This window comes from Brevundimonas diminuta ATCC 11568 (assembly GCF_000204035.1).
Taxonomy (GTDB): domain Bacteria; phylum Pseudomonadota; class Alphaproteobacteria; order Caulobacterales; family Caulobacteraceae; genus Brevundimonas; species Brevundimonas diminuta.
The window spans coordinates 1,877,082-1,890,135 of the sequence record NZ_GL883086.1 but is presented as its reverse complement, the minus strand read 5'-3'; the positions used below and the strand labels follow the sequence as shown (position 1 = coordinate 1,890,135).

The following is a 13,054-nucleotide window of genomic DNA, read 5'->3' as shown; positions in this document are numbered from 1 at the left end:
GCCAGGGCGATCTTGCCCGCGTGGCGGGCGGTCATGCTGCGGCCCCGGCGGGACAGCAGCAGGCCGCCCAGCAGGGTGGAAAGGCGGGGCAGGGGCATCGGCGGCGTCTCCTCGGGAAGCGGAACCTGCCTGAGGAACGGCTGCGGCGCCGCCGGGTTCAGCGCCCCTCGCCTAACGCTTGGGCATCAGGGCCTCGGCGGCCAGGACCGAGCCTTCGACGCCCAGGGTGACGGCGGGTTCGGGCGTGATGCGGAACAGGGGCGAGTGGTGGCCGGGGGCGTCGTCCACCTGTGCGGGCGGGGTGCCGCCGACGCTGAAGTAGACGCCCTTCACCCCGCTTTCGGGGGTGACGAAATAGGCGAAATCCTCGGCGCCCATGCCGCCGCGCGGCTTGTCGATCAGCACGTCGTCGCCCAGACCCGCGGTCAGGGCGGCGCGCACGCGGGTGGCGGTCTCGGCGTCGTTGATGGTCGGCGGGGTGTTCTCAAGGGGCGAACGCACCACCGTCGGCAGCTTGTCGTCGGGCACGCCCAGGGCCAGGGCCGTGTTGCGGGCGATGCGGTCAATGCCGTCCAGCAACTGGGCGCGCACCTCGGGGCTGTCGGCGCGGACGGTCAGCTGCAGGTCCACGCGGTCCGAGATGATGTTGTGCTTGATGCCGCCGCGAATGGCGCCGACCGTGACCACGGCGCCCTCCAGCGGATTGGTCTCGCGGCTGCGCAGGGACTGCAGCGCCACCACGATGTGCGAGGCGACCAGGATGGGATCGACCCCCATGTGCGGCGAGGCGCCGTGCGTGCCGACGCCGTGGACGGCGATGTCCACGCTGTCCGAGCTGGAGGAGGTGATGCCCAACGGCGCCTCGATCTTGCCGGTCGGGGTGTCGGCCGAGACGTGGAAGGCCAGGGCGTAGTCCGGCTTGGGGAAGCGGGAGTAGAGGCCGTCCTCGACCATGGCGCGGGCGCCGAAAATGCGCTCCTCGGCCGGCTGGGCGATCAGGACGAGCGTGCCCGACCAGTTGGCCTTGCGCGCCTGCATCTGGCGCGCCGTGCCGACCAGGGCGGTGATGTGAACGTCGTGGCCGCAGGCGTGCATGACGGGCTTCTCCACGCCGTCGCTGTCGACCTGGCGGGCGGTGGAGGCGTTGGCGAGGCCCGACTTCTCCTCGACCGGCAGGCCGTCCATGTCGGCGCGGATCATGACGGTCGGTCCGGGGCCGTTGCGCAGGACGGCGACCACGCCCGTGCCGCCGACGCCGGTGGTCACGTCATAGCCCAGGGCGCGCAGCTCCTGCGCCATGCGGGCGGCGGTCTGGACTTCGAGGCCGGACAGTTCGGGGTTGCGGTGGAAGTGGTCGAACAGGCTGGCCAGGTTGGCGTCGTAGTCCGCCTTGACCGCCGCCTTCAGCCCCGCGTCCTGGGCGATGGCGGGAGCGGCACCGGCCGTCAGAACGGCGGCCAGGATAGCGGTGAGCGTGGTCTTCTTCATGATGGCGTCCCCTCCAATGTCACGCACGACCTTAACCGCTGGTGGGAAGGGGGCAACCGGGGAAGGGGTGATGGCGGCGCCTAGGCGGGGCACGAAAAAGCCCCCGGCGAGCGATCGCCGGGGGCCTTTGTTCAGGTCGAAGCCTGATCTCAGTTGTAGGACTGGATCGGGCGGACATCCATTTCGCCGTGGCGGACGGCGGCGATGGCCTGGGCGGCGGCCAGGGAGCCGGACGCCGTGGTGTAGTAGGGGATCTTCATCATCAGCGCCGTGCGGCGGATCGAGAAGCTGTCGGCCAGGGCCTGCTTGCCGTCCGTGGTGTTGAAGACCAGCTGGACCTCGCCGTTCTTCATGGCGTCGACGATGTTCGGACGGCCTTCCAGCACCTTCTTGACCAGACCGACCTCAAGGCCCTGTTCGGTCAGGTAGCTGTGGGTGCCGCCGGTGGCGATGACCGAGAAGCCCTGCGCCAGCAGGGTCTTCACCGCCTCGACGATGAAGGGCTTGTCGGCGTCGCGCACCGAGACGAAGGCCGTGCCCTCGGTCGGCAGGATGGTGCCGCCGCCGGTCTGGGACTTGGCGAAGGCGCGGGCGAAGGCGGGGGCCAGATCGGCCTCGCCTTCGCGCTTCCAGTCCAGGCCCATGACCTCGCCGGTCGAGCGCATTTCCGGGCCCAGGATGGTGTCGACCCCGGCGAAGCGTGCGAACGGGAAGACGGCTTCCTTGACCGCGATGTGGTCCAGTTCCTTGTCGACCAGGCCGAAGGACGACAGCGGAACCCCGGCCATGACTTTGGCGGCGATGGCGGCGACCGGCTGGCCGATGGTCTTGGCGACGAAGGGCGCCGTGCGGCTGGCGCGCGGGTTCACTTCCAGCACGAAGATGCGCGGGTTCTCGCTGTGCGGCTCCTCGATGGCGAACTGCACGTTCATCAGGCCGCGCACCTTCAGGGCCTTGGCCATGGCGGTGGTCTGGCGCTTCAGCTCGGCCACCGTCTCGGGGCGCAGGGAGAAGGGCGGCATGGAGCAGGCGCTGTCGCCCGAATGGACGCCGGCTTCCTCGATGTGCTCCAGCACACCGGCGACGAAGACGGTCTCGTCGTCGCACAGGGCGTCCACGTCCACCTCGGTGGCGCGGTTCAGATAGTGGTCGATCAGGACGGGGTCGTCGCCCGAGACGCGCATGGCCTCGCCGACGTAGCGGTCCAGACCCTCGCGGTCGTGGACGATCATCATGCCGCGGCCGCCCAGGACGTAGGACGGGCGCAGGACGACCGGATAGCCGACCTCCTCGGCCTTGATCGCGGCTTCCTCGGCCGAGCGGGCCAGGGCGTTGGGCGGCTGTTGCAGGCCGATGGCCTGAAGCATCTGCTGGAAGCGCTCGCGGTCCTCGGCCAGGTCGATGCTGTCGACGCTGGTGCCCAGGATCGGCACGCCGTCTTCCTGCAGCGCATGGGCCAGCTTCAGCGGAGTCTGGCCGCCGAACTGGACGACGACGCCGATCAGTTCGCCTTTGGAGCGTTCGACGTCGATCAGCTCCAGCACGTCCTCGGCCGTCAGCGGCTCGAAATACAGGCGGTCGGAGGTATCGTAGTCGGTCGAGACCGTCTCGGGGTTGCAGTTGACCATGATGCTCTCGACGCCGATGTCGTCGAAGGCGAAGGCCGCGTGGCAGCAGCAGTAGTCGAACTCGATGCCCTGGCCGATGCGGTTGGGACCGCCGCCGAGGATGACGGCCTTCTTGCGGTCCGACACCTCGGCCTCGCAGGCCGGGATCTGACCCAGGGCGCCGGTCTCATAGGTCGAATACATATAGGCGGTGGCGCTGGCGAACTCGGCGGCGCAGGTGTCGATGCGTTTGAACACCGGGCGCACGTCCAGCGCGCGGCGGGCCTTGCGGACCTCGCCCTCGGTCTTGCCGGTCAGGGCGCCCAGACGGGCGTCGGAGAAGCCCTTGGCCTTCAGCTTGCGGAAGTCGGTGGCGTCCGTGGGCAGGCCCTGAACGCGGACGTGGCCCTCGGTGCGGATCAGATCGGCGATCTGGCGCAGGAACCACGGCTCATACGAACAGGCGGCCTGCACTTCTTCCACGGTCAGGCCGTGGCGGAAGGCCTGGGCGATGACGCGGATGCGGTCCGGCGTCGGCAGGCCCAGGGCGCGGGTGACGGCGGCCTTGATCGCGGCGTCGTCCTCGGCTCCGGCCACGCCGTCGATCTCGATGTCGTCGAAGCCGTTCAGGCCCGTCTCCAGCCCGCGCAGGGCCTTCTGCATGGATTCCTGGAAGGTGCGGCCGATGGCCATGACCTCGCCGACCGACTTCATCGCCGTGGTCAGCGACGGTTCGGAGCCCGGATATTTCTCGAAGGCGAAGCGCGGGATCTTGGTGACGACGTAGTCGATGGCCGGCTCGAAGCTGGCCGGGGTCACCATGGTGATGTCGTTCTTCAGCTCGTCCAGCGTATAGCCGACGGCCAGCTTGGCGGCGATCTTGGCGATCGGGAAGCCGGTGGCCTTGGACGCCAGCGCCGAGGAGCGCGACACGCGCGGGTTCATCTCGATGACGACCAGACGGCCGTCCTTGGGGTTGACCGCGAACTGGACGTTCGAGCCGCCCGTCTCCACCCCGATCTCGCGCAGCACGGCGATCGAGGCCGCGCGCATCATCTGATACTCCTTGTCCGTCAGCGTCATGGCCGGGGCGACGGTGATGCTGTCGCCGGTGTGGACGCCCATCGGGTCGATGTTCTCGATCGAGCAGATGATGATGCAGTTGTCCGCATGATCGCGGACGACCTCCATCTCATATTCCTTCCAGCCCAGCACCGACTCCTCGATCAGCACTTCGGTGGTCGGCGACAGGTCCAGGCCCCGCTCCACGATCTCGTGGAATTCCTCGACGTTGTAGGCGATGCCGCCGCCGGTGCCCGCCAGCGTGAACGACGGACGGATGATGGCGGGCAGGCCCACGAAGGCCAAAGCGTCGTCGGCTTCCTCGATATGGTGGATGGCGCGCGAGCGGGGCGATTCCAGACCCAGCTTGTCCATCGCGTCGCGGAACTTCTGACGGTCCTCGGCCTTGTCGATGACCTCGGCCTTGGCGCCGATCATCTCGACGCCGTGACGGGCCAGGGCGCCCGAGGCGTTCAAAGCCAGGGCGGTGTTCAGCGCCGTCTGGCCGCCCATGGTGGGCAGCAGGGCGTCCGGCTTCTCCTTGGCGATGATCTTCTCGACCATCTCGGGGGTGATCGGCTCGATATAGGTGGCGTCGGCCACCTCCGGGTCGGTCATGATGGTGGCGGGGTTCGAGTTGACCAGGATGACCCGGTAGCCCTCGGCCTTCAGCGCCTTACAGGCCTGAACGCCGGAATAGTCGAACTCGCACGCCTGGCCGATGACGATCGGACCGGCGCCGATGATCAGGATGGACTGGATGTCTGTGCGCTTGGGCATCGGCGTTCGTCTCAGTTCGTCACGACCGCGCACTCCCAGCCGTCGTAGTCGAGCTGGAAGGCCGCGGCCCAGGTTTGCATCATGGCCGACACTGGCGAAAACGACGCCTCGTCGACCGGCATGGTGGTCTCCAGGACGGTCATGTCGCCCTGGCCCCGCGTCAGGAAGCCCGCACGGCGGGCCACCTCGCACAGGTCGCCGTGCGCCTCTTCCTCGCCGTAGAAGTAGAACAGCGTATGGCGCGGGGTGATCCCGCTGTCGCCCTGCTCTGCGAGCGCGGCGCGCACCATGGCGTCCTTTTCTTCGTGGCTGGTCAGGGCGGCGGTCTCCACGCGCGCAGACGGACGGGCGCGAGCGCGCTCGCGGCCGATCCGTTCAGGTTGTCGGTTAAGCGGCCCGTTTAGAGAGGGAGGGACCGGGGGGCAAGGGCCAGAATGGGGCGGGCGCGATTTCTTGGGGAGCCCGCCCCGCCGACTCTTATTTGTCGTCGATCGCGGCGATCCAGTCGGGCAGTTCGGCGATGCGGCTGAGGCTGACGTAGCGGGGGTTGCCCTCCGGCGCGTCGGCCAGTTCGTGGGCCCAGGTGATGTGGTAGGGGATGTGCGCCGCCCAGGCGCCGGCCTCGATGGCGGGCAGGACGTCGGACTTCATGGAATTGCCGGCCATCACCGCCTCGGCCGCGCCTGAGCCGTGGCGGGCGAAGACGCGGTCATAGGTCGAGCGGTCCTTCTCCGACACGATCTCGACGGCGGCGAACAGCTCGCCCAGGCCCGAGGCCGCCAGCTTGCGCTCCTGGTCCATCAGGTCGCCCTTGGTCACGAGCACCAGGCGGTAGCTCTCGGCCAGTTCGGCCAGGGTCTCGTCGACGCCGGGCAGGGTCTCGACCGGGTGGACCAGCATCTCGCGCCCGGCGGCCAGGATCTCGCGCACGATGTGGGGCGGGGCCGAGCCGTCGCACAGCTCCATCGCCGTCTCCAGCATCGACAGGGTGAAGCCCTTCACGCCGTAGCCGTAGAGCCGCAGGTTGCGCCGCTCGACCTGGGCCAGGCGGTCCATCATCACCGGCTCTTCGGCGTGGTCGGCCAGCAGTTCGGCGAACCGCTTCTGGCTCAGGCGGAAGATGGTCTCATTGTGCCAGAGGGTGTCGTCGGCATCGAGGCCGACCGTGGTGACGGGCATGGGCGAACTCCAGAACTTCTGGCCGGGGCATTAGCACGCCTTGGAGCAATCGACTCCGTCATCCTCCGGCGAGTATCGCGAGACCGGGGGATCCAGCGGCGCCGTAGGCGATCTTCACTGCAAGCGCTGAGCGCGGGGTTTTCGCCCTGACGGGCGCCGCTGGGTTCCCCGGTCTGCGCCGCTTCGCGGCTGGCCGGGGAATGACGGAGGAAGCAGAGGCCGCAATCTTCATGGCGACGGCTGCGACATTTCGGTCTATGCGGCGGACATGAGCCAAGTCGACATCCTGCCTGAACCCTCGCGCCGCATCGGCTGGGGCCTGGCCGCCCTGGTGGTGGCGGGGAACATGATCGGATCGGGCGTCTACCTGTTGCCCGCCACCCTGGCGCCGACCGGCAGCTCGAGCGTCATCGGCTGGCTCGTCTGCGGGATCGGAGCCGTGACCCTGGCGCTGGTGTTCGGCGGTCTGGGGCGGATGCAGCCGGAGGCCGACGGCCTGTCGGACTTCGCCCGGCGCGGCCTGGGACGGTTTCTAGGCTATCAGACGGGGCTGGCCTATTGGGCGGCCTGCCTGACCGGCAACGTCGCCGTGGCGGTGGCGGGGACCGGCTATCTGGCCTTCTTCTTCCCGGCGCTGAAGGAGCCGATGTGGGGGGCGCTCAGCAATCTGGCGCTGATCTGGCTGACGACGGCGGCCTATGCGGCGGGGTCGAAGACGGCGGCGCGGTTCGGGGCGATCACCCTGGTGCTGGGGCTGATCCCGATCGGCCTGGCCATCATCGCCGGCGTCATCGCCTTCAGCGGCGAGACCTTCGCCGCCTCGTGGAGCCCGGCGGGCGAGCCGCTGATGAAGACGGTTCCGGCCTCGCTGGCCGTGATCTTCTGGGCCTTCCTGGGCGTCGAGAGCGCGGCGGCCCTGTCCAGCCAGGTCAAGAACCCGGCGACCGACGTGGGCCGCGCGTCGCTGGGCGGGGTGCTGCTGGCCTTCGTCGTCTATGTGGCGGCCAGCGTGGCCGTGTTCGGCGTCATCCCGGCCGATGTCCTGGCCCATTCGACCAGCCCCTACGCCGATCTGGTGGCGCGAGTGATGGGGGCATCCGTGGCCGGTCTGGTGGCGGCCTGCGCCGTCATCAAGGCGACCGGCACCATTGCGGGCTGGACCATGATGGGGGGCGAGACGGCCCGCGCCTCGGCCGAGGCGGGCTGGCTGCCGCGCTGGTTCGGCGGGGCGCAGAAGGGCAAGACGCCCCTGTCCAACCCCCTGATCAACGGCGTCATCATGAGCGCCATGGTGATCGCCAGCGCCCAGCCGACCCTGGGCCAGCAGTTCGGCGTGCTGATCGGCGTGACCTCGGTGTTGACGCTGTGCCTCTACGCCCTGTGTTCGGTGACGCTGTGGAAGCTGACGACCAAGCCGGGCTGGCGTCTGCTGGCCGTCGGCGGGGCGGTGTTCTCGGCCTTTGCGGTCGCGGCGGCGGCGGGGGGCTACATCTGGCCCAGCGTCGGCTTCTTCGCCGTGACCAGCCTGGCCTGGCTGTGGGTTCGCAAGCGACAGGGACGCGCGCAGGGCGCATAGTCGAAAGCCTGTGTTGACACGCCCCCTTCATCTCTTTAGCGACGCCGCCGTTTGTCCGCCCGTATTCACTGCTAGGAGCCCTGCGCCATGACGACTCAAATCCTGTCCGGCGCCACCGGCGTCCTCGTGCTAGCAGATGGAACGGTCCTGTCGGGGATCGGCGTCGGGGCGACCGGCTCGGCCCTGGGCGAAGTGGTCTTCAACACCTCGATGACGGGCTATCAGGAAATCCTGACCGACCCGTCGTACATGAGCCAGATCCTGGCCTTCACCTTCCCGCACATCGGCAACGTCGGCGTGAACCTGGAAGACGTCGAGCAGATCGGCGAGGCGCCCGAGCGCGCGGCGCGCGGCGTCATCCTGCGCGACGTGCCGACCGATCCGGCCAACTGGCGCGCCTCGGGCGGGCTGGACGCCTGGATGAAGTCGCGCGGCGTCATCGGCCTGGCGGGCGTCGACACCCGCGCCCTGACCCAGCTGATCCGCGAGAAGGGCGCCCCGCACGCCGTCATCGCCCACGCCCCCGACGGCCAGTTCGACCTGGAGGCCCTGACGGCCCAGGCGCGCGACTGGAAGGGCCTGGTCGGTCTGGATCTGGCCAAGGACGCTTCGACCACCCAGGCCTTCGAATGGACCGAGGGCGCCTGGGAATGGCCGACCGGCTACGCCCAGCCCGAGGCCGGCGACACGTCGGTGGTGGTCGTCGACTACGGCGTGAAGCGCAACATCCTGCGCGCCCTGGCCTCGACCGGGGTGAAGATCACCGTGGTCCCCGCCTCGACCACGGCGGAAGAGATTCTGGCCCGCAACCCCGACGGCGTGGTTCTGTCGAACGGTCCGGGCGATCCGGCCGCGACCGGCGAATACGCCGTGCCCGAGATCAGGAAGCTGCTGGACAGCGGCAAGCCGCTGATGGGCATCTGCCTGGGCCACCAGATGCTGGCCATCGCCCTGGGCGCCAAGACGCTGAAGATGGAGCAGGGCCACCACGGCGCCAACCACCCGGTCAAGGATCTGACCACGGGCAAGGTCGAGATCGTGTCGATGAACCACGAGTTCTCGGTCGACCGCGACAGCCTGCCCGAGGCCGTGGTTGAAACCCATGTGTCGCTGTTCGACGGCACCAACTGCGGGATTGCGCTGAAGGATAAACCCGTGTTCAGCGTGCAGCATCACCCGGAGGCCTCGTCGGGTCCGACCGACAGCCTCTATCTGTTCAAGCGTTTCGTGGATTCCATGAGGGCGTAAATGGGGGCTCCCGCAGCGAAGTCCGCTTATCTCGGCTGGGTTTCTGCTGCGATCGCAGGGGAGAGGGGGGCTTCTCCAGGCATTGCGGCGGCCGAACATGATCTGATCCTGGGCTACGCCACGGGGTATGAGGCCGCCGACGTGGCGGTCTTCGTGCGCTCGCTGCGCGCGGTCTACGCCGGGCCGGTGGTGCTGGTGACGGATCAGGAGCCTGCGCTTCTGGCCTTTCTGGCCGAGCACGACGTGGCGTCGGTCCCGCCCGCCTGCCTGCCCGACGGCGCCTGGCGGCCGCACCCGGTGATGCAGCGGTTCGCCGCCTTCGACAGGCTGATGAGCGAGCGGCCCTGGGCGCGCAGCGTGCTGATGACCGATGTGCGCGACGTGGTCTTCCAGGCGCCGCCCTTCGACCCGCCGCCGCTGAAGTCCGAGTTCTTCGTCGAATACGACGGGGGGCTGAAGGGCCACGCCTTCAATATGAAATATCTGCGCGGCGTCGGCGGCGAGGACGTGGCGCGGGCGCTGGCCGACAAGCCGTGCGTCTGCGTCGGCACGGTGATGGGACCGCGCGAGAGCATGATCCGCTTCTGCCGCACCCTGCTGATGCTGGCGGCCATTCCCCGGTCCGAGATCGGCGGCGCCTTCGGGGCTGATCAGGCGGCCTGCAACATCGCCGTGCATCTGGGGCTGGTCGAGGGGGAGGCGTCGCCCAACTACGGCCGGATCGCCACGATCGGCCTGACCCCGAGCGCGGACCTGTCCCTGGCGGACGGGCGGATCGTCAACCCGGACGGGGGGATCAGCGCGATCGTGCACCAGTACGACCGCCACCCGGCCCTGATGGCCGCCATGCACGAACGTTGGGGGCGGGGCTTCGAGGTGCGCGAGCGGCGGCGGGGCAAGAGCCTGTCCGAGCGCGGGCGCAAGCTGAAGGAATCCCTGGCGCGGCGTCTGCCCGAACTGCGCTGAGGCTCAGGGCAGGGGCGCGGCCTCGGCGCGGCGCAGATCGGCCGCCTTGCCGACGGCGACGCAGGCGGCGTGCAGCCAGTAGTCGGCGTCCTCGTTGCGATTCTCCTGCCGACGCTGCCGGCCGCGCTGCCGCCTCAACGCGGCGTTGGCCAGCAGGCGGGCGTGAAGCGCGCGCGGCTTGAGCGGGGGGACAGCGGGAGAGCCGGGGACGGCGACGGCGTCGGGGCCTTGGGGCTCCACCGCCGGGCGGGCGATGGCGATGAACATGCGAAAACTCATCTGAGAACGGCGTCGGCCACGGTCTGCGGCGGCGCCGTCGGAACGGCCTCTGCTTCTCAGGGGCGCTGAAAGAATCCACAGGAGCTGTGGATAGTTCCGCCGTTATACGAAAAATATTGTTCGTAATCAGATGGTTGTTGTCGCAATCCGGTCAATATGGTTAATGAAATCCTAACCGCCGGGCGGGCCGATGACCACCCTGGTGGCCTGGTCCGTACGACGGCGGGGGCTGGGGCGCGCCTCTGCCGGAGCGACGCGCCGCTCGAACGCGCGGCCGGCCATGGCCTGGGCCTCGCCCGCCTGGAACAGGGCGGTCATGTGGGCCTGGGTGAAGTCCAGGGTGTCAGCCTCGGCGTCGTCGGGAATGGCGGCGACCGACAGGGTCATGTCGTGACGGTGCGCGAACTGGGTGACGGCCGTCAGATCCGAGCGTTGCAGCGCCTTCATCATGGTGTCGAAGCTGCGCGCGGCGATGCTGACCGCCGAGATGCGCGCCACTTCGAAGCGAGGATCCCACTGGCCGTTGACGACGATCCAGATCCGGGCGTCGCCGAGGGGGCGGTTGGACGGGGTGTCGAGCAGCAGGGCCTGCGGCACGACCAGGAAGCTGGACACCGTGCCGCCGTCGACGTGCAGCTCCTGAATGCGGCGGCCCTGATGCTCGACGTCCAGCAGGACGGGCGGGAAGGCGCCGGGGATGCTGGCCGAGGCGATCAGCACATTGACGAACAACAGGCGCGAGGCCGGGTCGTCGCGCTGGGCGATGGCGCCCATGTCCCAGACGACCTGGGTCTGGGTGTCCAGGCTGGTGGTCGAGACATAGAGGCGGCGGCCCTTGCGGTGTTCCTCGGCGATGGCCGCCAGAAGCTCGGGCGAGATGTTGTTGAGCACCAGATTGGTCAGGGGCTCGGGCTTGAACACGCCGGGCAGCAGCAGGGCGTAGAGGCCGCGCGACTTCAGCAGCTGGTCGGTCTGGCCGCTGGTGTAGGCGTGCTCCAGCGCCGGGTCGAAACGCCGGCCCGCAAAGACGAAGGGCGCGATCAGGGCGCCGGTCGACACGCCGGTCACCACCTCGAAGTCGGGCCGGTTTCCGGCCTGGCTCCACCCGACCATGACGCCCGCGCCATAGGCCCCATTGGCCCCGCCGCCGGACAGGGCCAGGATGTCGAAGGCTCCGTCGTGGGCGGCGTTCTGGGCGTTGATCGTCTCGCGCACGAAGCGGGCGCGCTCGTCCTCGGTGCGGAAATCATAGCGCCAGGGCGGACTGGCGGCGGCCAGATCGGCGGCGTCGAAGACCGGGCGCGGGATCGTCTGGCAGGCGCCGAGCGTCAGGAAGACGGCGGGCAGCAGCAGGATCAGCAGGCGAAGGTGGCGCATGATCGCAAGGACTCCGGCAAGGCTGGCACGACTTAAAGCCCAGTCGGGCGACAGAAGGAAGTCAGGCGGTTGTCCCCGGACTTATCCCCAGGCGGCGTTTTGGCCGGGGGCCGTCGCGGCGGCGAGCGGACGGGGGCTGGCCTTTGCCCGCCATCGGACGGCATAGGTCAGGCGTGCGATTTGACGAACGGTTCATTGAGGAGCTGAAGGCCCGCCTTCGGCCGTCCGACATCATCGGGCGGACGGTGAAGCTCAAGCGTCAGGGACGCGAGTTCGTCGGCCTGAGCCCCTTCTCGAAGGAGAAGTCGCCCAGCTTCTTCGTCAATGACGACAAGGGTTTCTTCCACGACTTCAGCTCGGGCAAGCACGGCGACGTCATCAGCTTCCTGCAGGAGACGGAGCGCCTCAGCTTCGTCGAGGCGGTCAGCCGTCTGGCGGGCGAGGCGGGGATGCAGCTTCCGGCCGAAGACCCTCAGGCCGCCGAGCGCGAGCAGAAGCGTCAGGGTCTGGCCGACTGGATGGACCTGTCCCAGAAGTGGTTCGCCGCCAATCTGCGCCGCAGCGTCGGCAAGGCGGCGCGCGAATATCTGGAAAAGCGCGGCCTGCCGGAGGACCAGTGGGAGCGTTTCGGCCTGGGTTATGCGCCCAACGACCGCGAGGGGCTGAAGCAGGCGCTGGTCCAGCGCGGGGCGCGGCCGGGCGATCTGGTCGAGGCGGGGATGCTGATCGCGCCGGAAGGGGGCGGCCAGCCCTATGACCGCTTCCGCGACCGGCTGATGTTCCCGATCCTGGACGCGCGCGGGCGCATCGTCAGCTTCGGCGGCCGGGCGATGAACCCCGACGATCGGGCCAAATATCTGAACGGGCCGGAGACCTCCCTGTTTCACAAGGGGGCGACCCTTTACGGCCTGCCGGAAGCACGGCGGATCATGGGTGCCGAGAGCCGGGGCGAGCAGGGCATCATCGTCGTCGAAGGCTATATGGACGTCATCGCCTGCCAGCGGGCGGGCCTGCCTGCGGTCGCGCCGATGGGCACGGCCCTGACCGAAGAACAGATGGAGCGTCTGTGGCGCGTCTCGGCCGAGCCGGTGCTGAGCTTTGACGGAGATGCGGCGGGCCTGCGCGCCGCCTATCGTTCGATCGAGCGGGCGCTGCCGCTGTTGAAGCCGGGCAAATCGTTCCGCTTCGCCCTGCTGGAGGGCGGGCAGGATCCGGACGACATCCTGCGCGATCGCGGGGCGCCCGCCCTGCGTCAGGCGATGGCGACGACGCGGCCCTTCGCCGAGGTGCTGTTCCGCCGCGAGGTCGAGGCCGAACCGCTGGACACGCCCGAACGCAAGGCGGGGCTGAAGGGGCGTCTGCGTCAGGCGGCCAACGCGGTGCAGGACAAGGATCTGGCCGAGCAATACAGGCGCGACCTGTTCGATCGCTTCGACGCCCTGTTCCCGCGTCAGCAACAGCAGCGGCCGCCGCAGTCGGGCGGACGGCCGGG

Annotated in this window: 10 protein-coding genes; 4 read left to right on the top strand and 6 right to left on the bottom strand. The window is 69.1% G+C overall.

Annotation, left to right across the window (positions count from 1 at the left end):
* Nucleotides 1–171: 171 nt before the first annotated feature.
* The 4 genes from BDIM_RS13030 to BDIM_RS13015 all read right to left on the bottom strand — a co-directional run bounded on the left by BDIM_RS13030 (nucleotide 172) and on the right by BDIM_RS13015 (nucleotide 6,116).
* Nucleotides 172–1,488: an amidohydrolase gene (locus BDIM_RS13030; RefSeq protein ID WP_003166073.1), complete on the bottom strand. Its 1,317-nt coding sequence runs from the start codon at nucleotides 1,486–1,488 to the stop codon at nucleotides 172–174.
* 149 nt (nucleotides 1,489–1,637) lie between these two features.
* Nucleotides 1,638–4,937 (bottom strand): carbamoyl-phosphate synthase large subunit, encoded by a 3,300-nt coding sequence (carB, locus tag BDIM_RS13025; protein ID WP_003166072.1) that lies wholly within the window; start codon nucleotides 4,935–4,937, stop codon nucleotides 1,638–1,640.
* Between the two features lie 11 nt (nucleotides 4,938–4,948).
* On the bottom strand, nucleotides 4,949–5,227 hold the full coding sequence (locus tag BDIM_RS13020) for a ribonuclease E inhibitor RraB (protein ID WP_172575528.1): 279 nt from the start codon (nucleotides 5,225–5,227) through the stop codon (nucleotides 4,949–4,951).
* 187 nt (nucleotides 5,228–5,414) lie between these two features.
* On the bottom strand, nucleotides 5,415–6,116 hold the full coding sequence (locus tag BDIM_RS13015) for an HAD family hydrolase (RefSeq protein WP_003166070.1): 702 nt from the start codon (nucleotides 6,114–6,116) through the stop codon (nucleotides 5,415–5,417).
* A gap of 268 nt (nucleotides 6,117–6,384) precedes the next feature.
* Here BDIM_RS13015 and BDIM_RS13010 point away from each other — a divergent pair, with 268 nt between their 5' ends.
* The 3 genes from BDIM_RS13010 to BDIM_RS13000 all read left to right on the top strand — a co-directional run bounded on the left by BDIM_RS13010 (nucleotide 6,385) and on the right by BDIM_RS13000 (nucleotide 9,906).
* Complete coding sequence (locus BDIM_RS13010; RefSeq protein ID WP_003166069.1) at nucleotides 6,385–7,692, top strand: amino acid permease; 1,308 nt, start codon at nucleotides 6,385–6,387, stop codon at nucleotides 7,690–7,692.
* A gap of 87 nt (nucleotides 7,693–7,779) precedes the next feature.
* Complete coding sequence (gene carA, locus BDIM_RS13005; protein WP_003166068.1) at nucleotides 7,780–8,940, top strand: glutamine-hydrolyzing carbamoyl-phosphate synthase small subunit; 1,161 nt, start codon at nucleotides 7,780–7,782, stop codon at nucleotides 8,938–8,940.
* A complete protein-coding gene (locus tag BDIM_RS13000; protein ID WP_003166067.1) occupies nucleotides 8,941–9,906 on the top strand; it encodes a hypothetical protein in 966 nt (321 codons plus the stop codon).
* Between the two features lie 3 nt (nucleotides 9,907–9,909).
* On the opposite strand, the gene BDIM_RS12995 is transcribed toward BDIM_RS13000, so the two are convergent.
* Both BDIM_RS12995 and BDIM_RS12990 read right to left on the bottom strand, forming a co-directional pair.
* Nucleotides 9,910–10,173, bottom strand: a complete 264-nt coding sequence (locus BDIM_RS12995) for a hypothetical protein (protein ID WP_003166066.1) — start codon at nucleotides 10,171–10,173, stop codon at nucleotides 9,910–9,912.
* A gap of 183 nt (nucleotides 10,174–10,356) precedes the next feature.
* Complete coding sequence (locus BDIM_RS12990) at nucleotides 10,357–11,562, bottom strand: patatin-like phospholipase family protein (protein ID WP_003166064.1); 1,206 nt, start codon at nucleotides 11,560–11,562, stop codon at nucleotides 10,357–10,359.
* A 173-nt stretch (nucleotides 11,563–11,735) separates the two neighbouring features.
* Here BDIM_RS12990 and dnaG point away from each other — a divergent pair.
* A partial coding sequence (gene dnaG / locus BDIM_RS12985) for a DNA primase (RefSeq protein ID WP_050796799.1) occupies nucleotides 11,736–13,054 on the top strand: 1,319 nt, incomplete at its 3' end.

Excerpts from the sequence above, each read along its gene's own strand:
- BDIM_RS13010 (WP_003166069.1), top strand. The coding sequence starts at position 6,385 with ATGAGCCAAGTCGACATCCTGCCTGAACCCTCGCGCCGCATCGGCTGG.
- BDIM_RS13000 (WP_003166067.1), top strand. The coding sequence starts at position 8,941 with ATGGGGGCTCCCGCAGCGAAGTCCGCTTATCTCGGCTGGGTTTCTGCT.
- carB (WP_003166072.1), bottom strand. The coding sequence starts at position 4,937 with ATGCCCAAGCGCACAGACATCCAGTCCATCCTGATCATCGGCGCCGGT.
- carA (WP_003166068.1), top strand. The coding sequence starts at position 7,780 with ATGACGACTCAAATCCTGTCCGGCGCCACCGGCGTCCTCGTGCTAGCA.
- BDIM_RS12990 (WP_003166064.1), bottom strand. The coding sequence starts at position 11,562 with ATGCGCCACCTTCGCCTGCTGATCCTGCTGCTGCCCGCCGTCTTCCTG.
- BDIM_RS12995 (WP_003166066.1), bottom strand. The coding sequence starts at position 10,173 with ATGTTCATCGCCATCGCCCGCCCGGCGGTGGAGCCCCAAGGCCCCGAC.
- BDIM_RS13020 (WP_172575528.1), bottom strand. The coding sequence starts at position 5,227 with ATGGTGCGCGCCGCGCTCGCAGAGCAGGGCGACAGCGGGATCACCCCG.
- BDIM_RS13030 (WP_003166073.1), bottom strand. The coding sequence starts at position 1,488 with ATGAAGAAGACCACGCTCACCGCTATCCTGGCCGCCGTTCTGACGGCC.
- BDIM_RS13015 (WP_003166070.1), bottom strand. The coding sequence starts at position 6,116 with ATGCCCGTCACCACGGTCGGCCTCGATGCCGACGACACCCTCTGGCAC.